Here is an 18,486-nt window from a genome sequence, read left to right on the forward strand (position 1 = left end):
AGACGCTCCAGTGGCGTTCGCCGGCCGAAGTGTATTTCGAGCACTACATCAAGGCGCGCGACGGGCTTGCTCCGGGTGATGCACTTGGAACTTGACTGCACCAACCAAAGAAAGGCCCTTCCTCGACACTTCAAACACCTCATCGTGCGGGCGACGCGGGGATTTTCCGACTCGGCATCCTGCCTCGGTCGGAAAACGGCGGCCATCCATGGCCGCCGCCCTTCGGGTCTGTGCCGAAGCGAAGTAGATCGGCTCGCGTTGAGATCAACGGGCCAACAGCCAACAGCGAAAATCAGCAACAGCAACACCAGACAATCGCGTCCGTTACTCCTCCCCGTGCAGGTAATCCAGGGTCAGCTGCAGCATCGCCCGCAGGCCCAGGTCCAGCGACGACTCGTCGAGCGTGAACAGCGGCGAATGATTGCTCGGCGCCGTCAGCGGATCGATGCCCGGCGCGGTCGCGCCGACGAAGAAGAACATCGCCGGCACCTCGCGCGCGTAATAGGAGAAGTCCTCCGCACCGGTGATCAGCGACGGCTGGACCACGTTGTCGGCGCCGGCGACGGCCTGCAGGCTCGGGAGCATGCGCGCGGTCAGTTCCGGGTCGTTGACGGTGACCGGGTTGCCGTCCGGATGGGGGACGTGCGCCTCCACGCTCGCGCCATGCGCGGCACTGACGTGCTCGGCGACGTTGCGCAGGTCGGCGAAGATCTTCTCGCGCATGCCATCGTCGAAAGTGCGGATGGTGCCGATCAGTTCGACCTCGTCGGGAATGATGTTGGAACGGATGCCGCCGTTGATCGCGCCGAAGCTGACCACCGCCGGCTGCAGTGCCAGGTCGCTGCGACGGCTGACGATGCTTTGCGTGGTGCCGACCAGGTCGGCCGCGGCGACGATCGGGTCGACCCCGCCCCATGGCCGCGAGCCGTGGGTCTGGCGGCCCTTCACGGTGATCGAGAAACTGTCCGAGGCCGCCATCAGCGGCCCGCTGCGCACGGCGATCTGCCCGGCCTGCAGCGAGGAGAACACGTGCAGGCCGAACATCGCATCGGGCTTGAACTGGTCGAACAGGCCCTCCTCCAGCATCAGCGATGCGCCGCCTTTCTCGCCGACCGGCGCGCCCTCCTCGGCCGGCTGGAACACCAGCATCACCTGTCCCGGCAGCTCGTCGCGCATCGCCACCAGTGCATCGGCGACGCCGAGCAGGATGCCGGTGTGGGCGTCGTGGCCGCACGCGTGCATGACGCCGGTGGTCTGGTTGTTGAACGTGGTGGTGACCTCCGAGGCGAACGGCAGCCCGGTCTGCTCGGTTACCGGCAGCGCGTCCATGTCGGCGCGCAGGGCGAGCTTCGGACCCGGCCGGCCGCCGTCGATGATCGCCACCACGCCGTGGTGGGCGATGCCTGTCTCGGGCTCCAGGCCCAGCGCGCGCAGGTGCTCGGCGACCTTGGCCGCGGTGCGCTCCTCGCGGTTGGACAGTTCGGGATGTCGGTGGAAGTCGCGGCGCAGCGCGACCACCTCGTCCTGCAAGCGCTCGGCCGCGGCGCCGACCTCGGGCCGTTGCGTGTTCTGTGCGTGGGCCTGCGGCGCCAGCAGCGCGGTCAGCACGACCGGCAGGATTGCGGCAAGTGGGTGTCGGCGCATCGGTGTTCTCCCTAGTTGGTGCTGCCGATGCTACGGCAACGCGCGGATCATGGCCGCGCTGGCCGGGGAGCGCCTGGGAACGACGAGATCGAGATGTCCGGGCTACCCCCGGTGGGCGAGCGCCAGGTACTCGGCCGACTGCATCTCGATCAGGCGCGAGGCGGTGCGTTCGAACGCACCGGTCAGTTTGTGTCCGGTGTAGAGCTCCGGCGGCGCCGCGGCGGCGGCGCAGACCAGATTGACGTGGCGGTCATACAGCTCGTCGATGAGGGTGACAAAGCGCCGCGCGGCGTCGTCGTTGCGGCCGTCGAAACACGGGATGCCGCCGAGCAGCACGGTGTGGTGCTCGGTGGCGATCTCGATGTAGTCACTGGCCGCGCGCGGACCTTCGCACAACGCGGCAAAGTCGAACCAGGCGTGGCCCTCGGCCAGCGCGCGCACCGGGATGTCGCGGCCCTCGATCCGCAGCGGGCCCTGCTCCTGGCCGTCATGCCCGCGCGGCGCGCCGGCGGTCAACTCGTCCCAGCGCGACTGCAACCAGGCTTCGCTGTCCGGCTCGCCCGTGGCCTGCGCCTGTGGCGTGCGGTACACCGGCGAACGGGTCAGCGCGCGCAGCCGGTAGTCGTGCGCACTGTCGAGCAACAGCACGCAGCAGTGCCGCTCGATCTGCGCGATCGCGGGCAGGAAGCGCTCGCGCTGCAGGCCGTCGCGGTAGAGATCGCGCGGCTCGGTGTTGGAGCTGGTGACCAGCACCACACCCTCGGCGAACAGCCGCCCCAGCAGCCGCGCCAGCAGCATCGCATCACCGATGTCGCTGACGAAGAACTCGTCCAGCACCAGCACGCGCAGCCGGCGCCGCCATTCGCGCGCGATCGTCACCAGCGGGTCGCTCTCGCCGGCGTGCGCGCGCAGTTGGGCGTGGACCTCGCGCATGAAGCGGTGGAAATGGGTGCGGCGCTTGCCGGGTCCGTCGATGAGCTGGGAGTCGGAGAATGTGTTGTCGCCGATACAGGTTTCTCGCGTGCCCTCATCCGGCCCTTCGGGCCACCTCGCTTCGCGCCCCGGCCCGCGCCAGCGGCGCGGGCGCTCTTCCTCGCGCGCGCCAGTGGCGCGCGAGCCGCTCGGATTCGCCCTGCGGGCGGGAGAAGGGGAACCGGTGCAGCCTGCGGCCGCGACGTCTTTCAGGGGCAGACCGTCGAAGAACAGGTCGATCAGGAACGTCTTGCCACGGCCGACTCCACCCCACAGGTACAGGCCGCGCGGCGGCTCGGGGCGCTTGCCACGCAGTCGGTCGAGCAAGCCGACCTTCGGCGAGTCGAGCAGGGCGGCGTGCAGGCGGTCGAGTTCGCGCAGCGCGGGATGCTGCGCCGGGTCGTCGGTCCATTCGCCGCGGCCCACGCCGGCGGCATAACGCGCCGACGGCGACGCGCCCTCGGCCGGGTCACTCATGGGGCGGCGGGGGTGCGGCCGGTAGATGCGGTTTGATGCCGTTCTTGATCGCGCCGCGCAGGTCCATCAGCCGGCGGTGGAAGAAGTGGCTGGTGTCGGGCATGCGCACCAGCTCGGGCTTTTGCTTGAGGCCCTCCAACTCGTCGAGCCAGGCGTAGACCGCGGCCGGGTCGACCACTTCGTCGGCTTCGCCCTGGATCACCAGCCACGGGCATTCGGGCGGGGTGATCGCGTCGAACTCCCAGCTGCGCCCGGCCGGCGGCGCGATCGAGATAAGCATGCCCGGCGCCAGTTCGGCCGCGACCTTCAGCGAAACATAGGCGCCGAAACTGAAACCGGCCAGCCACAGCTGCGCGTCCGGGCGCTGCGCACGTACCCAGGCGACCACCGCGCGCAGGTCGTCGGCCTCGCCGGCGCCGTCGTCAAACGTGCCCTCCGATGCACCGGCGCCGCGGAAATTGAACCGCACCGTGGCCGCGCCACATTCGCGCAGCGCGCGCCCGGCGATGGTCACCACCTTGTTGTGCATCGTGCCGCCCTCGGTCGGCAGCGGATGGCACAGCACCGCCACCAGCGGCCGCGCGGCGGCTTCGGGCGCCTCGACGATCATCTCGAGCGCGCCGGCCGGACCGGGCAGGATCAGCGTGGTGGAGTCCTCGTTGGGAAACGCCGGATTCGAAGCTGCGGGGCTGGTCATGGCGCCCATCATACGGGCCGCTGTTAAGGCACCGTGCAGGAAGCCCTGAGCTTCGCTTTTTTGACTCCCTCCTTTTCGAAAGGGGGATCAAACGCTCGCCGGTCGAAACGACAACGCCGCCCGGAGGCGGCGTCGTGCGATAGCGCGGCGGTGCGCCGCTACTGCAGGTTCTCGAGCATCCAGTCGACCGAGGCGATGACCTGCTCGTCGGTCAGGGCCGGGTTGCCGCCCTTGGCCGGCATCACCCCGGCGCTGCCGGTGAAGCCATCGATCGCGTGCCGGTGCAGGGTTTCGGTGCCTTGGTCGAGGCGCGCGGTCCACTGCGCCTGCGCCAGGGTCGGGGCGCCGCCGGCGCCGGAGTTGTGGCAGCCGGCGCAGAGGTTGTTGTAGATCACCTGGCCATCCAGCGTGCCGCCGTAGGCGACCTGCGCGGCCGCCGCGGCGGCGGCCGTTGCGGTCGCCGCGGCCTGCGCGGCGGCGCCGGTGCTGCCGGCGTAGACCGCACCGACCGGCGCGATCCGGTTCTGGGTGCGCTGCGCGACGATCGGGTGGACCTCCTGCGGCAAGCTGCGATGCAGGATGTACGCACCGACCATCAGACCGAGGGTGACCAGCACCAAGAAGCCGATCACCAGCGAAAATTTCTTGAGGAACTCGAGGTCGTAATTGCGCACGATCCACCTGTTGAACGCGCCGGCCGGCGCGCGAAGCCATCAACCAGAACACCTGCAAAAAAGTTGCAAAAACCGGCCGCAACGGGGCGGCCGTTCGCCAGTATAGGGCCGGTCCCCGGCGCACGAGGCACTGGAGATGGCGCGCCCGGAGGGATTCGAACCCCCGACCAATGGCTTCGGAAGCCACTACTCTATCCGGCTGAGCTACGGGCGCCTGGCGAAATCCGGCGGCATGGTCGACAACGACCGGCCGCGCGGGGCTGGCATTCTAGCGGCAAAAGCACTCGCGCGCGCTGGGCCTATCCTCAGTCTTTCTCCAGCTGGACTCACTGCCCGCCACATGACACACGCGCAACCCCGCACATCGCCCTGGAAGACCCGACTCGCGCTGTACTGGCAACTGGTCCGCGCCGACCGTCCGGTCGGCTGGCTGCTGCTGCTGTGGCCGACTTGGTGGGGCCTGTGGCTGGCGGCCGAGGGCGTGCCGCCGCTGTGGACCCTGGCGGTGTTCAGCGCCGGGGTCTGGCTGACCCGTTCGGCCGGCTGCGTGATCAACGACTACGCCGACCGCTGGCTCGACCCGCACGTCGAGCGCACCCGCGGCCGGCCGCTGGCCACCGGCGCGGTGCGCGGACGCGAGGCGCTGGCATTGTTTGCGGTGCTGATGCTGGTGGCGTTCGCGCTGGTGCTCACGCTCAACCGCCTGACGGTTTACCTGAGCTTCGTCGGCATCGCGTTGGCGGCCAGTTACCCCTACCTCAAGCGCTACACCTACCTGCCGCAGGTCTACCTCGGCCTGGCGTTCGGCTGGGGCATCCCGATGGCGTTCGCGGCAATCCGCGGCGAGGTGCCGGCGCTGGCCTGGCTGCTGTATGTCGCCAACATCGCCTGGGCGACCGCGTACGACACCTGGTATGCGATGGTCGACCGCGACGACGACCTGCGCATGGGCAGCAAGTCGACCGCGATCCTGTTCGGCGAACTCGACCTGATCGCGCAGGGGGTGCTGTACGCGGTGTTCTTCGTGGCGCTGTGGCTGGTCGGTGAGCGCGCCGGACTGGGGGCGTACTACTGGAGTGGAGTCGGCGCGGCGCTGGTGCTGGTGGGCTGGGAGTTCTGGATCGCGCGCGGCCGCGATCGCGCCAAGCTGTTCCGCGCGTTCCTGCACAACCATTGGGTCGGGGCGGTGGTGTTTGCCGGACTGGCGCTGGATTACGCCCAGGCATGATCGCGGGCTCCGTGCTCCTACAACCGCAGGCTACGGCACCCGCGCGCAGACCCAGCCGTCGACCCGCGCCACGCCGGCGCGGCGCAACGCCCCGGCCGCCGAGTGCAGGGTCGCGCCGGTGGTCATGACGTCATCGACCAGCGCGACGTGCGCCGGCAGCACCGCGCCACTTGGCACGCCGAAGGCATCGTGCAAGTTGCGGCGGCGCTGGGCGGCGTCCAGCCGCGACTGCGGGGCGGTGTCGCGGCGGCGCAGCAGCAGGTCGGGGCGCAGCGGCAGGACCAGTGCGCGCGCCAGCGGCCGCGCAAGCTCCAGCGCCTGATCAAAGCCGCGCTGGCGCAGCCGGGCCGGATGCAGCGGCAACGGCACGATCGCGTCGGGCCGCCCGGCGTCGCCGCAGGCCTGCGCCATCAGGCCTGCCAGCAGCCGCGCGGCGGCCAGGTCGCCGTGGAATTTGGCCCGCGGCAGCAATCGGTCCAGCGGGAAGCCGTAGACGAACGCCGCCCGGCATGCGGCCTGTGGCGGAGGCCGGCGCAGGCAGGCGCCGCAGGTTCGGGTGGACGCGTCGGCCAGTGGTGGCAGCGGCACCGCGCAGCGTGCGCAGGCGGATGAATTCCACGGCAGTTGCCGGGTGCAGGCCGCGCAGAGGTCGCGGCCGAGGTGGCCGGCCTCGCCGCACAGCAGGCACCGTGAAGGCCAGATGCGGCGGACCAGCCATGCCCAGCGGCCATCGCGCCGTGCCTGCGTGGCAGCGTCGTCAACTTGTCCGGGGGCGATCAGGTTGACAGTGCCGGGCATGCTTTCCAGACTGCCGATCTCGGCCTGCCGTGTCCGTCGGAAAACTCCCATGCCCGCTGTCAGTGAAACCCCCGCGCCGGCGCGCGCGTTGCGCCACGACTGGACCCGTGGCGAGGTCCGCGCGCTGTTCGACCTGCCGTTCCCGGAGCTGCTGCACCGCGCCGCGGGCGTGCACCGGGAGCACTTCGACGCCGCCGAGATCCAGGTCAGCACGCTGCTCTCGGTCAAGACCGGCGGCTGCCCGGAGGACTGCAGCTACTGCCCGCAGGCGCAGCGCTACCACACCGGCGTGGACGCCACGAAACTGATGGGCCTTGATGCGGTGCTGGAAAAGGCGCGGCAGGCCAAGGCCGCCGGCGCCTCGCGTTTCTGCATGGGCGCGGCCTGGCGCTCGCCCAAGGACCGCGACATCCCCAAGGTCGCCGCGATGATCCGCGAGGTCAAAGCACTCGGGCTGGAGACCTGCGCCACGCTGGGCATGCTGTCGGGTGAGCAGGCCCTCGCGCTCAGGGCTGCCGGCCTGGACTACTACAACCACAACCTCGACACCGCGCCGGAGTTCTACAACGAGATCATCCACACCCGCGAGTTCCAGGACCGGCTCGACACCCTGGGCCACGTGCGCGACGTCGGCATGAAGACCTGCAGCGGCGGCATCGTCGGCATGGGCGAGAGCCGCGCGCAGCGCGCCGGCCTGCTGCAGACCCTGGCCAACCTGCCGGCCCATCCCGATTCGGTGCCGATCAACCGGCTGGTCAAGGTCGAAGGCACGCCGCTGGCCGATGACGCTGCGCTTGAAGAGCTGGATCCGTTCGAGTTCGTACGCACCATCGCGGTCGCCAGGCTGCTGATGCCGCAGTCGATGGTCCGGTTGTCGGCCGGTCGCGAGAGCATGAGCGACGAGCTGCAGGCGCTGTGCTTCCTGGCCGGCGCCAATTCGATCTTCTATGGCGAGAAGCTGCTGACCACCGGCAACCCCGATACCGAGCGCGATCTGGCGCTGTTCGCGCGGCTCGGCCTGCGGCCGATGCAGGTGGTGGAGGATTCCGGCATCCGCAGCAACACCGTGCATGCCGGGATCGTCGAGGAGCATGCCGTCGAGGAGCGCGCCATCCCGGAGCACGCCGTCGAAGGAATCGACACCACGCCATCGCGCGCCGCCTGAGCCATGGCCCGGGCGCAATGGCGTGAGCGGATCGCGGCGGCGCGCGCCGAGCGGGTTGCGGCCGCGCGCACGCGGGTGCGGCGCCTGGTCAGCCACCGTGACGGCGCACGCGCCACGGTCGACGGACGCGAGCTGCTGAACTTTTGCAGTAACGATTACCTCGGTCTGTCGCAGCATTTCGCGGTGGTCGGTGCGTTGCAGGACACCGCCGCGCGCGAGGGCGCCGGCGGCATCGGTTCGCATCTGGTGTGCGGCCATCACGTGATCCACGATGCGCTCGAACGCGAGCTGGCCGACTGGCTGCAGGCACCTCGCGCGCTGCTGTTCGGCAGCGGCTTCATGGCCAACCTCGCGGTGGTGCAGAGCCTGCTCGGCGACGAGGACGTCTGCGTGCAGGACCGGCTCAACCATGCCAGCCTGATCGACGCCGCGCGCCTGGCCAACTGCCGGCTGCGGCGCTACCCGCACCTGGACCCGGAAGGCGCGATCCGGCAGCTGCGCAGCCGGCCCGAGGGAATGGCGCTGCTGGCCACCGACGGGGTGTTCTCGATGGACGGCGATGTCGCGCCGCTGCGCGAGCTGGCGCTGGTCGCGCGCGTGCAGAAGGCCCTGCTGTACGTCGACGATGCGCACGGGGTCGGCGTGCGCGGCCCCGACGGGCGCGGCAGCGTCGCCGAGGCCAGGCTCGGGCTGGAAGCGGTGCCGTTGCAACTGGCCACGCTGGGCAAGGCGCTCGGCGGTTATGGCGCGGCAGTGGTCGGCGATGCCGAGCTGATCGAGCACCTGGCCGAGACCGCGCGGCCGTACGTCTACACCACCGCGTTGCCGCCGGCGCAGGCCGCCGCGAGCCTGGCCGCGGTCAAGCTCGCGCGCAGCGAACACTGGCGCCGCGAAAAACTGCTCGAGCACATCGCACGCTTCCGCGAGCGCGCCGGCAAGGCCGGCCTGACCCTGCTGCCGTCGGAGACGCCGATCCAGCCGGTGATCTGCGGCAACGAGACGCGCGCGCTGTCGATGGCCGCTGCGCTCGAGCAGGACGGCTACTGGGTCACCGCGATCCGTCCGCCGACGGTGCAGGAAGGCCGCGCCCGCCTGCGGGTGACGCTGTCGGCGCTGCACACCGCGGACGACATCGACGGCCTGGCCGGCGCGTTGTCGAGAGCGCGCGACCGGGCCGAAGCCGAGTCGCGCTTCGCCGAACTCTCGCGGTAAGGCTAGCGCGATGTTCATCCAGACCCGCGGCCGCGGACCGGCGCTGGCACTCATCCACGGCTGGGCGATGCATGGCGGGCTGTTCGCGCCGCTGGTCGAACGGCTGGAGCATCGCTACACCCTGCATCTGGTCGACCTGCCGGGGCACGGCCACGCGCGCGAGGACACGACCCCGCTGGTGCCGGCGACGCTGGCGGCCGAACTGGTCGCACGCGTGCCCGATGCGGTGTGGCTGGGCTGGTCGCTCGGCGGCCAGTTCGCGCTGCGCATCGCGCTGGATTTCCGCGAACAGGTGCGCGGCCTGGTGATGGTGGCCTCCTCGCCGTGTTTCGTTGCCCGCCCGGGTTGGGCGCACGGGGTCGAGGCGAGCCTGTTCGGCGACTTCGGCGACGCGCTCGCCCACGATTTCCGCGGCACCCTGGACGGCTTTCTCGCGCTCGAAGCGCTCGGCTCGGCCGGTGCGCGCGAGGAGTTGCGCAGGCTCAAGGTGCAGGCATTCGCGCGCGGCGAGCCGTCCGAGCGCGCGCTGCAGGAGGGCCTGGGCCTGCTGGATTCGCTCGACCTGCGCGACGAGTTGGCAGGTCTGCGCGTGCCGAGCCTGTGGATTTCCGGCCGCCGCGATCGCCTGGTTCCGGCCGGCGCGATGCCGGCCGCGGCCGCACTCGCGCCGGATGCACGCAGCGTGGTGATCGCTGATGCCGGGCATGCGCCGTTCCTGGCGGCGGCCGCGGAGGTGGCGCGCGAGATCGACGCGTTCGCGGCCGCGGCTTTTGCGCGTGACGTGCCCCACGGCCACTCCGCACGCTCCAGCGACTCCGTCGAGTCCCGAGTCGCGAGTCCCGAGTCCCGCGGGCCATGACCGACCTGTTCGACCACCGCCAGGTCCGCCGCGCGTTCTCGCGCGCCGCGCACGGCTACGACGGCGCCGCCGCGTTGCAGCGTGAGGTCGGCGCGCGACTGATGGAGTCGCTCGACTACCTGGACGATCCGGCGATCGCTGCACGCACGCCCGAGGTGGTGCTCGACCTCGGCTGCGGGCCCGGCCATGCCAGCGCGGCGATGCAGAAGCGCTGGCCCAGGGCGCAGGTGATCGCGCTCGATCTGGCCCTGCCGATGCTGCAGGAAAGCCGGCGCAACGCCGGCGGTCGGCGCCCCGCGTTCCTGCCGTTCCCGCGCCGCCCGGCGCCGGTCTGCGCCGACGCGCGCGCCTTGCCGCTGCGCGATGCCAGCGTCGACGTGCTGTTCTCCAACCTGTGCCTGCAGTGGGTCGAGGACCTGCCGGCGGTGTTCGCCGGGTTCCGTCGCGTGCTCAGGCCCGGCGGGCTGCTGTTGGCGTCGACGTTCGGCCCGGACACCCTGTTCGAGTTGCGCGGGGCGTTCTCCGAAGCCGACGACGCGCCGCACGTCAGCCTGTTCCCGGCGATCGGCCAGTTCGGCGATGCGCTGATCGCCGCCGGCTTCAAGGACCCGGTGCTCGACCGCGACGAGTTCACCTTGCATCACGACCAACTGGCCGGACTGATGCGCGAGCTGCGCACGCTCGGCGCGACCAACGCGATGGTCGAGCGCCGCCGCAGCCTGACCGGACGCGCGCGGTTCGCCCGTGCGGCGCAGGCCTACGAGCAGTTACGCACGCGCGATGGCCGGCTGCCGGCGACCTGGGAGGTGATCTACGCCCAAGCCTGGGCCCCACCGCCGGGCGCGCCGATCCGCATCGACGGCATCGACCAGGTGCAGGTGCCACTCTCGGCGATACCCATCCGCCGCCGCTGATCCCACCCGGCTTCTGTAGGAGCGGCTTCAGCCGCGATGAGGGTCAATAGCTTCAGACGCGGATCAGAGCGAAAAAAAGCGGATAAGGCGTTTTGTACAACAGTTCGATTCCGCTTTGATCCGCTCTTTTCGCTCTGATCCGCGTCAAATGTTCTTGCCTCTACGACACCCCGTTCGGCACCCGCCGGCCGATACCCATCCGCCGCCGCTGATCCCACCCGGCTTCTGTAGAAGCGGCTTCAGCCGCGATGAGGTTCAAGGACTTCAGACGCGGATCAGAGCGAAAAAAGGCAGATAAGGCTTTTTCGTACAACAGTTCGATTCCGCTTTGATCGGCTATTTTTCGCTCTGATCCGCGTCAAAAGCTCTGTCTCCACGACATCCGTCCGGCACCCGCCGGCCGACCACCATTGCGCAGTGATCGCATGAATCCGTACCGTCGCCACGCCCTGTTCGCCGTCGCCATCGCGTTGCTCTCGGCGCTGTTCTTCACCAGCGCCTACGTGCTCAACCGCGCGGCCGCGGTCGAGGGCGGGCACTGGGCGTGGACCGCCTCGCTGCGCTATTTCATCGCGCTGCCGCTGATGCTGCTGGTGATGCGCTGGCAGGGCGGGGTCGGGCCGGTGTGGCGCGCGATACGTGCACACCCGTGGCCGTGGTTGAAGTGGAGCGCGATTGGCTTCGTGCTGTTCTACGCCTGCCTGAGTTTCGCCGCGGCCAGCGGGCCGTCGTGGCTGGTCGCGGGCACGTTCCAGCTGACCGTGATCGCCGGGATGCTGTGTGCGCCACTGCTGTACCGCAACGCGCGGCGCGACGATGCGCGCGCGCGCATCCCGTTGCCGGCGTTGTGGGCCGGGCTGGTGGTGATCGCCGGGGTGTTCTTGATGCAGTGGGGTTTCAGCGACGGTGCGCTGGATCGCGCAGGCTGGATCGCGGTGATCTGCCTGCTGGTCAGCGCGGTCACCTATCCACTGGGCAACCGTGGCCTGCTGCTGCACCTGGAGCGGACCGCGACCCCGGGCGCGCCCGAACTCAACGCGACCCAGCGCGTGTTCGGCATGACCCTGGCGAGCCAGCCGTTGTGGTGGCTGGTCGCGATCCACGCCGGCATCGACGCCGGCGCGCCGCCGCTGCACCAGGTGTGGCTGGCGGCGGGCGTCGCGGTGGGTGCCGGCATCATCGCCACGGTGCTGTTTTTCCATGCCACCGGCATGGTCCGCAACAACCCGACCGGGCTGGCGGCAGCGGAGGCGATGCAGGGCGCGGAAATCCTGTTCGCCACCCTGTTCGGTGCGCTGTGGCTGGGCGAGTCCTGGCCGCAGGGACGCACGTTGCTGGGCGCCGGCGTGGTGATGGTCGGGATCGTGTTGTTCAGCTGGGTCGCCGCACGTGCCGCGGCCGGCGATCCGCGCGCCACCCGCGAACTGCGCGGTGATCGCGGCGCCTGAGCCGGTGCGCGCGCAGATGTCCGGTTCAGCAGGTCCGGGCTAGATTCGCAGGCACTGCCTTCCACCGGAATCACCATGCACGAACCCACTGCCGCCGGACGCCGCTGGCTCCTGCTCCTGTCGTTATCCTGCTGCGCCGGTGCGGCCGTCGCGCAGCCGCAGGCTGCGCCGCTGCAAGGCGTGCCAGCGCAGGACCGGCCGTTGCAAAGCTGGGGCTTCGATCCGGCGCTGCTGGCCGCCGATGGCGAGGTCCTGCTGCGGCGCGCGCCGGACGCCGCGGTCGATCGCCTGTTCCAGGCGGTGCACCGCAGTGCGCAGCGGCCCGACGAGGCGCAGGCGCTGTGCGCGCTGTTCGACCCGCAGGCCGACCGCAGCCTGGCCGGGCTGAACGCGACCGCCTCGCGGCTCGGGCCAGCCAGCCGCCAGGATTTTGCCAACGCGCTGGCCGAGGTCTTCATCGGCGCGGCTCAGCATCCGCCGCAGCCCTACGATGAACCCGCCGCGCGGCAGGCGCTGAAGGCCGCCGGGGTGCGTGCCGCGCTGATCAACGACGGCTTCGCCGCCGGCCTCAACGGCAGCGCGCAGGACGCGCGCTGTCGCTCGCTCGGCTGGTTGCTGGAGCAACTGCACGGCCGCCCGCTTGCCGAGCGCGCCGCGGTGACCCGCTTGCTGCTGGGCGAAGGCCTGCAGCAGCTGGCCGGCATCGACAGCGCTGCTCCAGCCCCGCCGCCACCACCTCTGTAGGAGCGGCTTCAGCCGCGAACCGGAATCGTGTCCCGCCGATTTCGCAAGGTCGCGTATGCGCGGCTGAAGCCGCTCCTACAAGGGTCGCTTCAGCCGGATCGACCGAACAATTCCGGCAGCGCATCCAGATCGACATTGCCGCCCGACAGGATGATCCCGACGCGGCGTCCGGCGAAATGTTCGGGATGCGCCAGCACCGCCGCCAGCGGCACCGCGCCCGAGGGCTCCACCACCAGCTTCATGCGCTCCCACAGCAGCCGCATCGCCGCGATCACCTGCGCGTCGTCGACCAGCAGGATCTCGCGCACGTGCTCGCGCAGGATCGGGAAGGTCAGGGTGCCCAGTTCGGCGCGCAGGCCGTCGCAGACCGTGTCCGCGACCCGCCCGGTGATGCGCTCGCCGCTGCGCAGCGAGTCGTGCGCGTCGCGTGCGCCGAGCGGCTCGGCACCGAACACGTTGATCCCGCGACCGCGCCCATGCGCGGCGATGGCGCTGCCCGACAGCAGGCCGCCGCCGCTGACCGGCGCGATCACCGCATCGATGCCCGGCACGCTGCACAGCAACTCCAGGGTGGCGGTGCCCTGGCCGGCGATCACGCGTGGATCGTTGAACGGGTGCACCAGCACGCCGCCGGTCTCGGCCAGCACCTGCGCGGTGACCTCATCGCGCGAGGCCTGGGTGGTGTCGCAGGGCACCACACGCCCGCCGTAGCCCTCGATCGCGGCCAGCTTGACCTTCGGCGTGCTGCGCGGCGCGACCACGGTGGCGCGGGTGCCGCGCAGCCGGCTGGCCAGCGCGACCGCGCCGCCGTGGTTGCCCGAGCTCTGGGTGACGACGCCGTGCGTCACCTCTTCCTCGCCCAGCGAGAAGATCGCGTTGCAGGCGCCGCGAAACTTGAACGCGCCGCCGCGCTGCAGGTTCTCGCACTTGAAGTGCAGTTCGCATCCGGCCAGCGCATCGAGCACGCGCGACCGCAGCACCGGGGTGGCGTGCGCGTGCGGGGCGATACGCGCGGCGGCGGCGAGGACGTCGTCGAAACCCGGCGGTTGCGGCGTGGGAGCAGGATGTGCGCTGTCGTTCATTGCCTGAGCCTAGCGCACCGCGAGTGCCCGGGCGCGCCACCCGGGCAGCCGGCCGCGGCTCGAATCGGCGAGCTGGCGCCGCGTCCGGGCGCCACTGGGGTGGAAATTAAGGCCGAGTTCAACGCACGGAGCACACTGTGGCGGTACACATTGGGGGTAACGCCATGATTCGCCAACTGACTTTTGCCGTCGCCGCCGCCGTTCTGCTGGCCGGTTGCGTCACCAGCGACTACGCCCAGCGCCACGGCGCGCGCGGCGACTACTACTACGGCCAGCCCCAGACCGAGTACCGCTATCACGGCGGCTATGGCCATGGCGCGTATGGCGGCTACGGCTACCCGCACAGTTCGATCTACTACAGCCGCTCTTACGGCGGCTACCCCTACGGCTACCGCGGTGGCTACTACGGCTACCCGTATGGGCCGTATCTCCCCGGCTATCGGCCGCCGATCGTGATCGTGCCGCGCCCGGACACCGATGTCGACCCGCGCCCGCCGCGCAACGACGATGACGGACGCGCCCCGTGGCGCGACCTGGACGAGCTGCGCCGGCGCCAGCATGCCGACGGCGGGCCGATGGGGCAGCGCCCCGTGGTGCCGGCACGACCGGCAGTGGCGCCGGCGCCGCGCCCGCGGGTGCAGGCCCCGGCTCCGCGACCGCGCTCAGGACTGGGCGATCGGATGCGCCGGCTCAACGAGACCACGCGTGACCGCGAGGTCGATTAACGCTAAGTCGACCGCGGAGAAGGGCGCCCGGGCACTTGCGTCCGGGCCGGAGCGGACGCACCCTAGGGCCCGCTGACCGGTTGCGTCGCATTTAGACGTAACTCGAAGGCAGACAGCCCGCAAGCGTCCATGTCGGCGCTCGATAAGGAATCACGGATCCCCCCTGTTCCGTCCTCGTCGAGCGCCGGCGCCTTGGCGGCCCTGTCTTCTCTGACCGAACGCCGCCCGCTCCCGCGAGGCGGCGTTTTCGTAGGAGCGCCCCTTGGGCGCGATCGGGAACCCGCGTGCGATTGGTACTCCTGCGCATCTCCGCAGAATCGCGCCCATGGGGCGCTCCTACAGGGGAGCGGCGTCACCGGGACACAAAAAAGGGGCCGAACGTCCCCCGACATTCGGCCCCTGGCTTCCCCGGCGGGCGCATGGTCGGCCCTGTTCCAATTCCGACCGGCGCCTGGCGCCTGCCCCGCTGGGTGCAGGATAGGTGACGCAGGAACCGTGCCAAGCTTGACCGCCAAGCGCCGTCGTTCAGTATTCGATCGTCACCGTGACCCGGTCGCTGTAGCGGCCGGTCGGCAGCGGCCCCTGGCCTGCGGGCACCACGCCAAAAACGGTCATCGCCGCGGGAGTCCCGGTGCCGATGGATTCGGCGAAATTGCCTGACGCGACCGAGCCCCAGGGCAGCGTGTAGGCGCTGTCGCGGTACAGGTCGTAGCGGATGTAATCGCCGCCGGTCTGCCCATGCACCATTCTCCTGGCCGGGGGATTGCCGCCGAGGGCGTTGAGCCCTTCGTTCAGGCCGACCTTGTAGGGCACGCCAAGTGGGCACTGCACGTTGATGCTGGCGGTGCCGAACTGGTCATCCTGCAATCGGCTGGTGGCCGCGAATATCAGGCTGGTGCTGGTGACCGTGCAGGCCGGCGCGATCCTGGCGACCGCGTCGAAGCGCATGCTGTCGGCCGGCTTGCCGGAGTTGCAGTTGGCCTGACGATTGGATGTCTGCTCCAGGGTCGCGGTCAATCCGCTCAGGTAATCCCCGGCCACGGGGCTGGCGCCTGGTACCAGCTGACCATAGAGCGGCACCACGGCGGAACCGGAGCCGCCGGCGGAGCGCTCGATGATGACCACCGCAGTGTCGGCGGTGCCGACCGGTCCCCACGACTGAACCCCGGCGGGGTCGCGGGTGATGCGGTAGTCGAGCTGCTCGGCGCCGCCGTTCCTGCGCATCTGCCGGGGGTCCAGTCCAGCGCCGCCGGTGCCGGCATCGATGCCGAGGCAGAGCTTCACGCCCTCGGCGGGCACGTCATCGCAGCGGATGTCGAATTGCCCGGCGGTCGCCTCGGCGGTCGTGGGCAGCTGGTCGATGGTGCCGAAATTCAGGTCGGCGTTGCCGCTGCCGGCAAAGCGGCATTGCTGCGCCGGCGCGACCGGGCTCCAGAGCGCGCCGGCCACGGCCAGCAACAGCAACAGGCACCGGCGGTCGTTCACGGCGCAAGCTCCCCGGCGCAGCTGACCGGGCCCAGCCGGGACATCGTCGTGGACGGCGGCAGCGCCGGCGTGGCGGCGGTGCAGGCGGCCCCACGCCGGCCCCAGCGCAGCACCTCGCGGTCGACATAGTTCTCCAGCCACAGCTCGCCGTCGAACCCGACGATCGCCTCGCTGCCGTCCTCGCGCTGCACCCGGGTACCCGGCTCGACCGGCACGCCGTCGGCACCACGCAGTACCAGGGTCGCGGCGCGGATCGGTTCGATCGCGAAGCGCACGCGGATGCCGCTGCGGTCGGCCGGTGTCACCAGGCGTTCGATCGCCGGCACCTGGAGACTGGCGCCCAGCCCGTCGGGGTCGATCGCGATGCGGTTGCGCTGCCAGCCGCGCAGGTCGGCCAGCAGCAGGTAGCCATCGTCGTTGGTGCGACCGGCAACCCGGTTTTCGTACAGGATCGGCACGTCGCCAACGCCGTTGCTGGAGACCACCGCGAACGCGTCGCTGATGCGACGGCTGGTGAAGGTCTGCCGGTCCATCATCACCAGGCTGCCGTGGCCCTGCGTATAGGCGCCGTGGCGGTCCTCGAGCCGATCGACACCGAACTCGACCTCGCCGGCGCGGCCGCGATAGCGGGCCGACAGCTGCCCGTCGCCGTTGTCGCGCGCCTGCGCCTGCCAGCCCCAGCCACCGCGGTAGGGAGCGTTGCGACGCAGGCTGGCGCTGAAGTCGGTGTCGCCGCGCCGGTGGTCGGCGTTGAACGAGGAGTACAGGTCCCTGCCCAGCGGCAGGCTGACCGTCAGCGACAGGCCGTGGCCGGCGCGGTCGTCCCTGAATGCGTTGGCCGACAGCGACAGCCGGCGGTAGCTCTGGCTCAGGCCGAGGCTCAGGGTGCGACTGGGCACGTCCTGCGCATCGCGGAAGCGCAGCCAGGTCAGCGACAGCGAGCCGCGCGGGACGCCGAACCACAGCGAGGCGCGGTCCTGCGCGCGCAGCGGCCGGCTGCCGCCGTCGAGCGTGCCCAGGTCGCGGTAGCCGGCGCTGGCGCGCTGGGCGTGCAGGTCGAAACCGGCGCGCTGGCCGAACCACTGGTAGCCCACTGCGAGCTGGTCGCCCCCGCTGTCGCCAACGCTACTGTCGCCAGCGGCGCTGTCGCCCTGGCTACGGGCATAGCTGGCGGTGACCACGCCGTAGCGGGCCAGCGGCGACCATGCCAAGCCCGCGCCGCCGAGCTGCAGCCCGGGACCGGCCTCGCCGTGCAGTTCCAGGGTGAAGTCGTCGCGCAGGCCGCGCCGGTAGCTCGCGCTGGCCACCAGATCGTCGCCGTAGTCGCTGGAGCCGATACCGAAGCCGCGGCGCAGCACGCCGGCCTCGAGCGAGAAATCGCTCAGCCCGCGCGCCAGGCGCTGGTAATCGACGTACAGCGGCACGCTGGTCTGGCTGCTGCGGCCGAGCGCGTCGGTCACCACCACCACCGCCTGGCCGGCGCCGACCACGCGCGGGAAATTGCTGATAACGAACGGGCCCGGCGCGATGTCCTCGCTGCGCTGGCGCACGTTGTTGACGAACAGCTCGACCGAGGACGGCAGGGTCGCATCGGCACTGAACCGCGGCAGCGGGTAGACGATCAGGTCCGGGCGCACGCCGAACTCGCGCCGCCACTGCACGCCGCCCAGGCGCACCGGGCGGGTCCAGCCGAGCCCGCCGGAGACCACGTCGCCGGCACTCCAGGTGGTCATGCGGCCGGGATCGGAGTAGCTCCAGCGCGTGTCCAGCCGCGTGTAGGCGTCGCTGCCGCCGGCGCCAGCGCGGCTGAGGCCGTTGACCTCCAGCGTGCCAAGCCGGCCGAACCAGCGCGCGCCGGTGCCCAGCGACAGGCTCTGGCGGCCATCGAAGCTGCGCCCGTAGACGTCCCAGTCCAGCACCAGGCCGTGGTCGCGGGTCACCGACAGCGGCGCCGGCGCCCGGTAGCCGAGGTGGTGGGTCGGGCGCAAGTGGAGGCCGGGGCTGAGGGTTACCTGCTGCAAAGTCGGCTCGAACTGCACGCCGAGCCCGGGGATGCGGTCGAGCGCGACCCGGCCCTGGCCGTCCCGCGGCAGGTCGTCGGGCAGCTTCAGGCCGGCCGCGACCAGCACCTCGGGATCGACCGACAATCGCTCGCCGACCACGTGGAAACGCACCAGCGTGCTGACCACGCGGCCGTCGAGCACGATGTCGAGGTACAGCGTGTGCGGCGCGCGCATCGCGCTGACCTGCGCCAGCGGTTCGGCCTCCAGGCTGGCCAACGCGCCGCCGGCCGCCGCCCGTGCCTGGTGGCCCACGGTGCCGGTGCCGAGCACGGCGGTCAGCGCCAGGGCCAAGGCGGTCG

Annotated in this window: 16 protein-coding genes and 1 tRNA gene; 8 read left to right on the top strand and 9 right to left on the bottom strand. The window is 70.9% G+C overall.

Going from position 1 to position 18,486, the window contains the following annotated elements:
* Positions 1 to 324: 324 nt before the first annotated feature.
* The 5 genes from ACJQWM_RS13525 to ACJQWM_RS13545 all read right to left on the bottom strand — a co-directional run bounded on the left by ACJQWM_RS13525 (position 325) and on the right by ACJQWM_RS13545 (position 4,678).
* Positions 325 to 1,644, bottom strand: a complete 1,320-nt coding sequence (locus ACJQWM_RS13525; RefSeq protein ID WP_332707434.1) for a M20 family metallopeptidase — start codon at positions 1,642 to 1,644, stop codon at positions 325 to 327.
* 102 nt (positions 1,645 to 1,746) lie between these two features.
* Positions 1,747 to 3,093, bottom strand: coding sequence for a cell division protein ZapE (zapE, locus tag ACJQWM_RS13530; RefSeq protein WP_411306895.1), 1,347 nt, complete (start codon positions 3,091 to 3,093; stop codon positions 1,747 to 1,749).
* Positions 3,086 to 3,790, bottom strand: coding sequence for an alpha/beta hydrolase (locus tag ACJQWM_RS13535; RefSeq protein WP_332707428.1), 705 nt, complete (start codon positions 3,788 to 3,790; stop codon positions 3,086 to 3,088). Before ACJQWM_RS13535 ends, zapE begins: the two co-directional genes overlap by 8 nt.
* A gap of 158 nt (positions 3,791 to 3,948) precedes the next feature.
* Entirely contained in the window at positions 3,949 to 4,464 is a 516-nt protein-coding gene (locus ACJQWM_RS13540) for a c-type cytochrome (protein WP_332707425.1), read from the bottom strand.
* A 137-nt stretch (positions 4,465 to 4,601) separates the two neighbouring features.
* Positions 4,602 to 4,678, bottom strand: a tRNA-Arg gene (locus ACJQWM_RS13545).
* Between the two features lie 126 nt (positions 4,679 to 4,804).
* On the opposite strand from ACJQWM_RS13545, the gene ubiA reads away from it, so the two are divergent.
* Complete coding sequence (gene ubiA / locus ACJQWM_RS13550; RefSeq protein WP_332707422.1) at positions 4,805 to 5,692, top strand: 4-hydroxybenzoate octaprenyltransferase; 888 nt, start codon at positions 4,805 to 4,807, stop codon at positions 5,690 to 5,692.
* A gap of 30 nt (positions 5,693 to 5,722) precedes the next feature.
* On the opposite strand, the gene ACJQWM_RS13555 is transcribed toward ubiA, so the two are convergent.
* Positions 5,723 to 6,490, bottom strand: coding sequence for a ComF family protein (locus tag ACJQWM_RS13555; protein ID WP_332707419.1), 768 nt, complete (start codon positions 6,488 to 6,490; stop codon positions 5,723 to 5,725).
* Positions 6,491 to 6,539: 49 nt separating this feature from the next.
* Here ACJQWM_RS13555 and bioB point away from each other — a divergent pair, with 49 nt between their 5' ends.
* From bioB to ACJQWM_RS13585, 6 genes are all read left to right on the top strand, one after another.
* Positions 6,540 to 7,655 (top strand): biotin synthase BioB, encoded by a 1,116-nt coding sequence (gene bioB / locus ACJQWM_RS13560; protein ID WP_411306896.1) that lies wholly within the window; start codon positions 6,540 to 6,542, stop codon positions 7,653 to 7,655.
* A gap of 3 nt (positions 7,656 to 7,658) precedes the next feature.
* On the top strand, positions 7,659 to 8,867 hold the full coding sequence (gene bioF / locus ACJQWM_RS13565; protein WP_332707416.1) for an 8-amino-7-oxononanoate synthase: 1,209 nt from the start codon (positions 7,659 to 7,661) through the stop codon (positions 8,865 to 8,867).
* Positions 8,868 to 8,877: 10 nt separating this feature from the next.
* On the top strand, positions 8,878 to 9,726 hold the full coding sequence (gene bioH, locus ACJQWM_RS13570; RefSeq protein WP_411306897.1) for a pimeloyl-ACP methyl ester esterase BioH: 849 nt from the start codon (positions 8,878 to 8,880) through the stop codon (positions 9,724 to 9,726).
* Positions 9,723 to 10,640 (top strand): malonyl-ACP O-methyltransferase BioC, encoded by a 918-nt coding sequence (gene bioC, locus ACJQWM_RS13575; protein ID WP_332707410.1) that lies wholly within the window; start codon positions 9,723 to 9,725, stop codon positions 10,638 to 10,640. Before bioH ends, bioC begins: the two co-directional genes overlap by 4 nt.
* A 425-nt stretch (positions 10,641 to 11,065) precedes the next feature.
* Complete coding sequence (locus tag ACJQWM_RS13580) at positions 11,066 to 12,088, top strand: multidrug resistance efflux transporter family protein (protein ID WP_332707407.1); 1,023 nt, start codon at positions 11,066 to 11,068, stop codon at positions 12,086 to 12,088.
* A 75-nt stretch (positions 12,089 to 12,163) separates the two neighbouring features.
* Complete coding sequence (locus ACJQWM_RS13585; RefSeq protein ID WP_332707404.1) at positions 12,164 to 12,832, top strand: hypothetical protein; 669 nt, start codon at positions 12,164 to 12,166, stop codon at positions 12,830 to 12,832.
* Between the two features lie 89 nt (positions 12,833 to 12,921).
* Here ACJQWM_RS13585 and ACJQWM_RS13590 read toward each other — a convergent pair whose 3' ends face one another.
* Positions 12,922 to 13,914, bottom strand: coding sequence for a pyridoxal-phosphate dependent enzyme (locus ACJQWM_RS13590; protein WP_332707401.1), 993 nt, complete (start codon positions 13,912 to 13,914; stop codon positions 12,922 to 12,924).
* A gap of 164 nt (positions 13,915 to 14,078) precedes the next feature.
* Here ACJQWM_RS13590 and ACJQWM_RS13595 point away from each other — a divergent pair, with 164 nt between their 5' ends.
* Positions 14,079 to 14,639, top strand: coding sequence for a hypothetical protein (locus ACJQWM_RS13595; RefSeq protein WP_411306898.1), 561 nt, complete (start codon positions 14,079 to 14,081; stop codon positions 14,637 to 14,639).
* Between the two features lie 525 nt (positions 14,640 to 15,164).
* Here the strand turns inward: ACJQWM_RS13595 and ACJQWM_RS13600 are convergent.
* Both ACJQWM_RS13600 and ACJQWM_RS13605 read right to left on the bottom strand, forming a co-directional pair.
* Positions 15,165 to 16,124: a Csu type fimbrial protein gene (locus ACJQWM_RS13600; protein WP_332707888.1), complete on the bottom strand. Its 960-nt coding sequence runs from the start codon at positions 16,122 to 16,124 to the stop codon at positions 15,165 to 15,167.
* A complete protein-coding gene (locus ACJQWM_RS13605; RefSeq protein WP_332707890.1) occupies positions 16,121 to 18,478 on the bottom strand; it encodes a fimbria/pilus outer membrane usher protein in 2,358 nt (785 codons plus the stop codon). The genes ACJQWM_RS13600 and ACJQWM_RS13605 overlap by 4 nt, the downstream gene beginning before the upstream one ends.
* Positions 18,479 to 18,486 lie beyond the last annotated feature (8 nt).

Source organism: Novilysobacter longmucuonensis (genome assembly GCF_046600735.1).
GTDB classification, from domain to species: domain Bacteria; phylum Pseudomonadota; class Gammaproteobacteria; order Xanthomonadales; family Xanthomonadaceae; genus Novilysobacter_A; species Novilysobacter_A longmucuonensis.

What these genes read in the sequence shown, in the direction of transcription:
- ACJQWM_RS13525 (WP_332707434.1), bottom strand. Translation starts at nt 1,644, where the DNA reads ATGCGCCGACACCCACTTGCCGCAATCCTGCCGGTCGTGCTGACCGCG.
- zapE (WP_411306895.1), bottom strand. Translation starts at nt 3,093, where the DNA reads ATGAGTGACCCGGCCGAGGGCGCGTCGCCGTCGGCGCGTTATGCCGCC.
- ACJQWM_RS13535 (WP_332707428.1), bottom strand. Translation starts at nt 3,790, where the DNA reads ATGACCAGCCCCGCAGCTTCGAATCCGGCGTTTCCCAACGAGGACTCC.
- ubiA (WP_332707422.1), top strand. Translation starts at nt 4,805, where the DNA reads ATGACACACGCGCAACCCCGCACATCGCCCTGGAAGACCCGACTCGCG.
- ACJQWM_RS13555 (WP_332707419.1), bottom strand. Translation starts at nt 6,490, where the DNA reads ATGCCCGGCACTGTCAACCTGATCGCCCCCGGACAAGTTGACGACGCT.
- bioB (WP_411306896.1), top strand. Translation starts at nt 6,540, where the DNA reads ATGCCCGCTGTCAGTGAAACCCCCGCGCCGGCGCGCGCGTTGCGCCAC.
- bioF (WP_332707416.1), top strand. Translation starts at nt 7,659, where the DNA reads ATGGCCCGGGCGCAATGGCGTGAGCGGATCGCGGCGGCGCGCGCCGAG.
- bioH (WP_411306897.1), top strand. Translation starts at nt 8,878, where the DNA reads ATGTTCATCCAGACCCGCGGCCGCGGACCGGCGCTGGCACTCATCCAC.
- bioC (WP_332707410.1), top strand. Translation starts at nt 9,723, where the DNA reads ATGACCGACCTGTTCGACCACCGCCAGGTCCGCCGCGCGTTCTCGCGC.
- ACJQWM_RS13580 (WP_332707407.1), top strand. Translation starts at nt 11,066, where the DNA reads ATGAATCCGTACCGTCGCCACGCCCTGTTCGCCGTCGCCATCGCGTTG.
- ACJQWM_RS13585 (WP_332707404.1), top strand. Translation starts at nt 12,164, where the DNA reads ATGCACGAACCCACTGCCGCCGGACGCCGCTGGCTCCTGCTCCTGTCG.
- ACJQWM_RS13590 (WP_332707401.1), bottom strand. Translation starts at nt 13,914, where the DNA reads ATGAACGACAGCGCACATCCTGCTCCCACGCCGCAACCGCCGGGTTTC.
- ACJQWM_RS13595 (WP_411306898.1), top strand. Translation starts at nt 14,079, where the DNA reads ATGATTCGCCAACTGACTTTTGCCGTCGCCGCCGCCGTTCTGCTGGCC.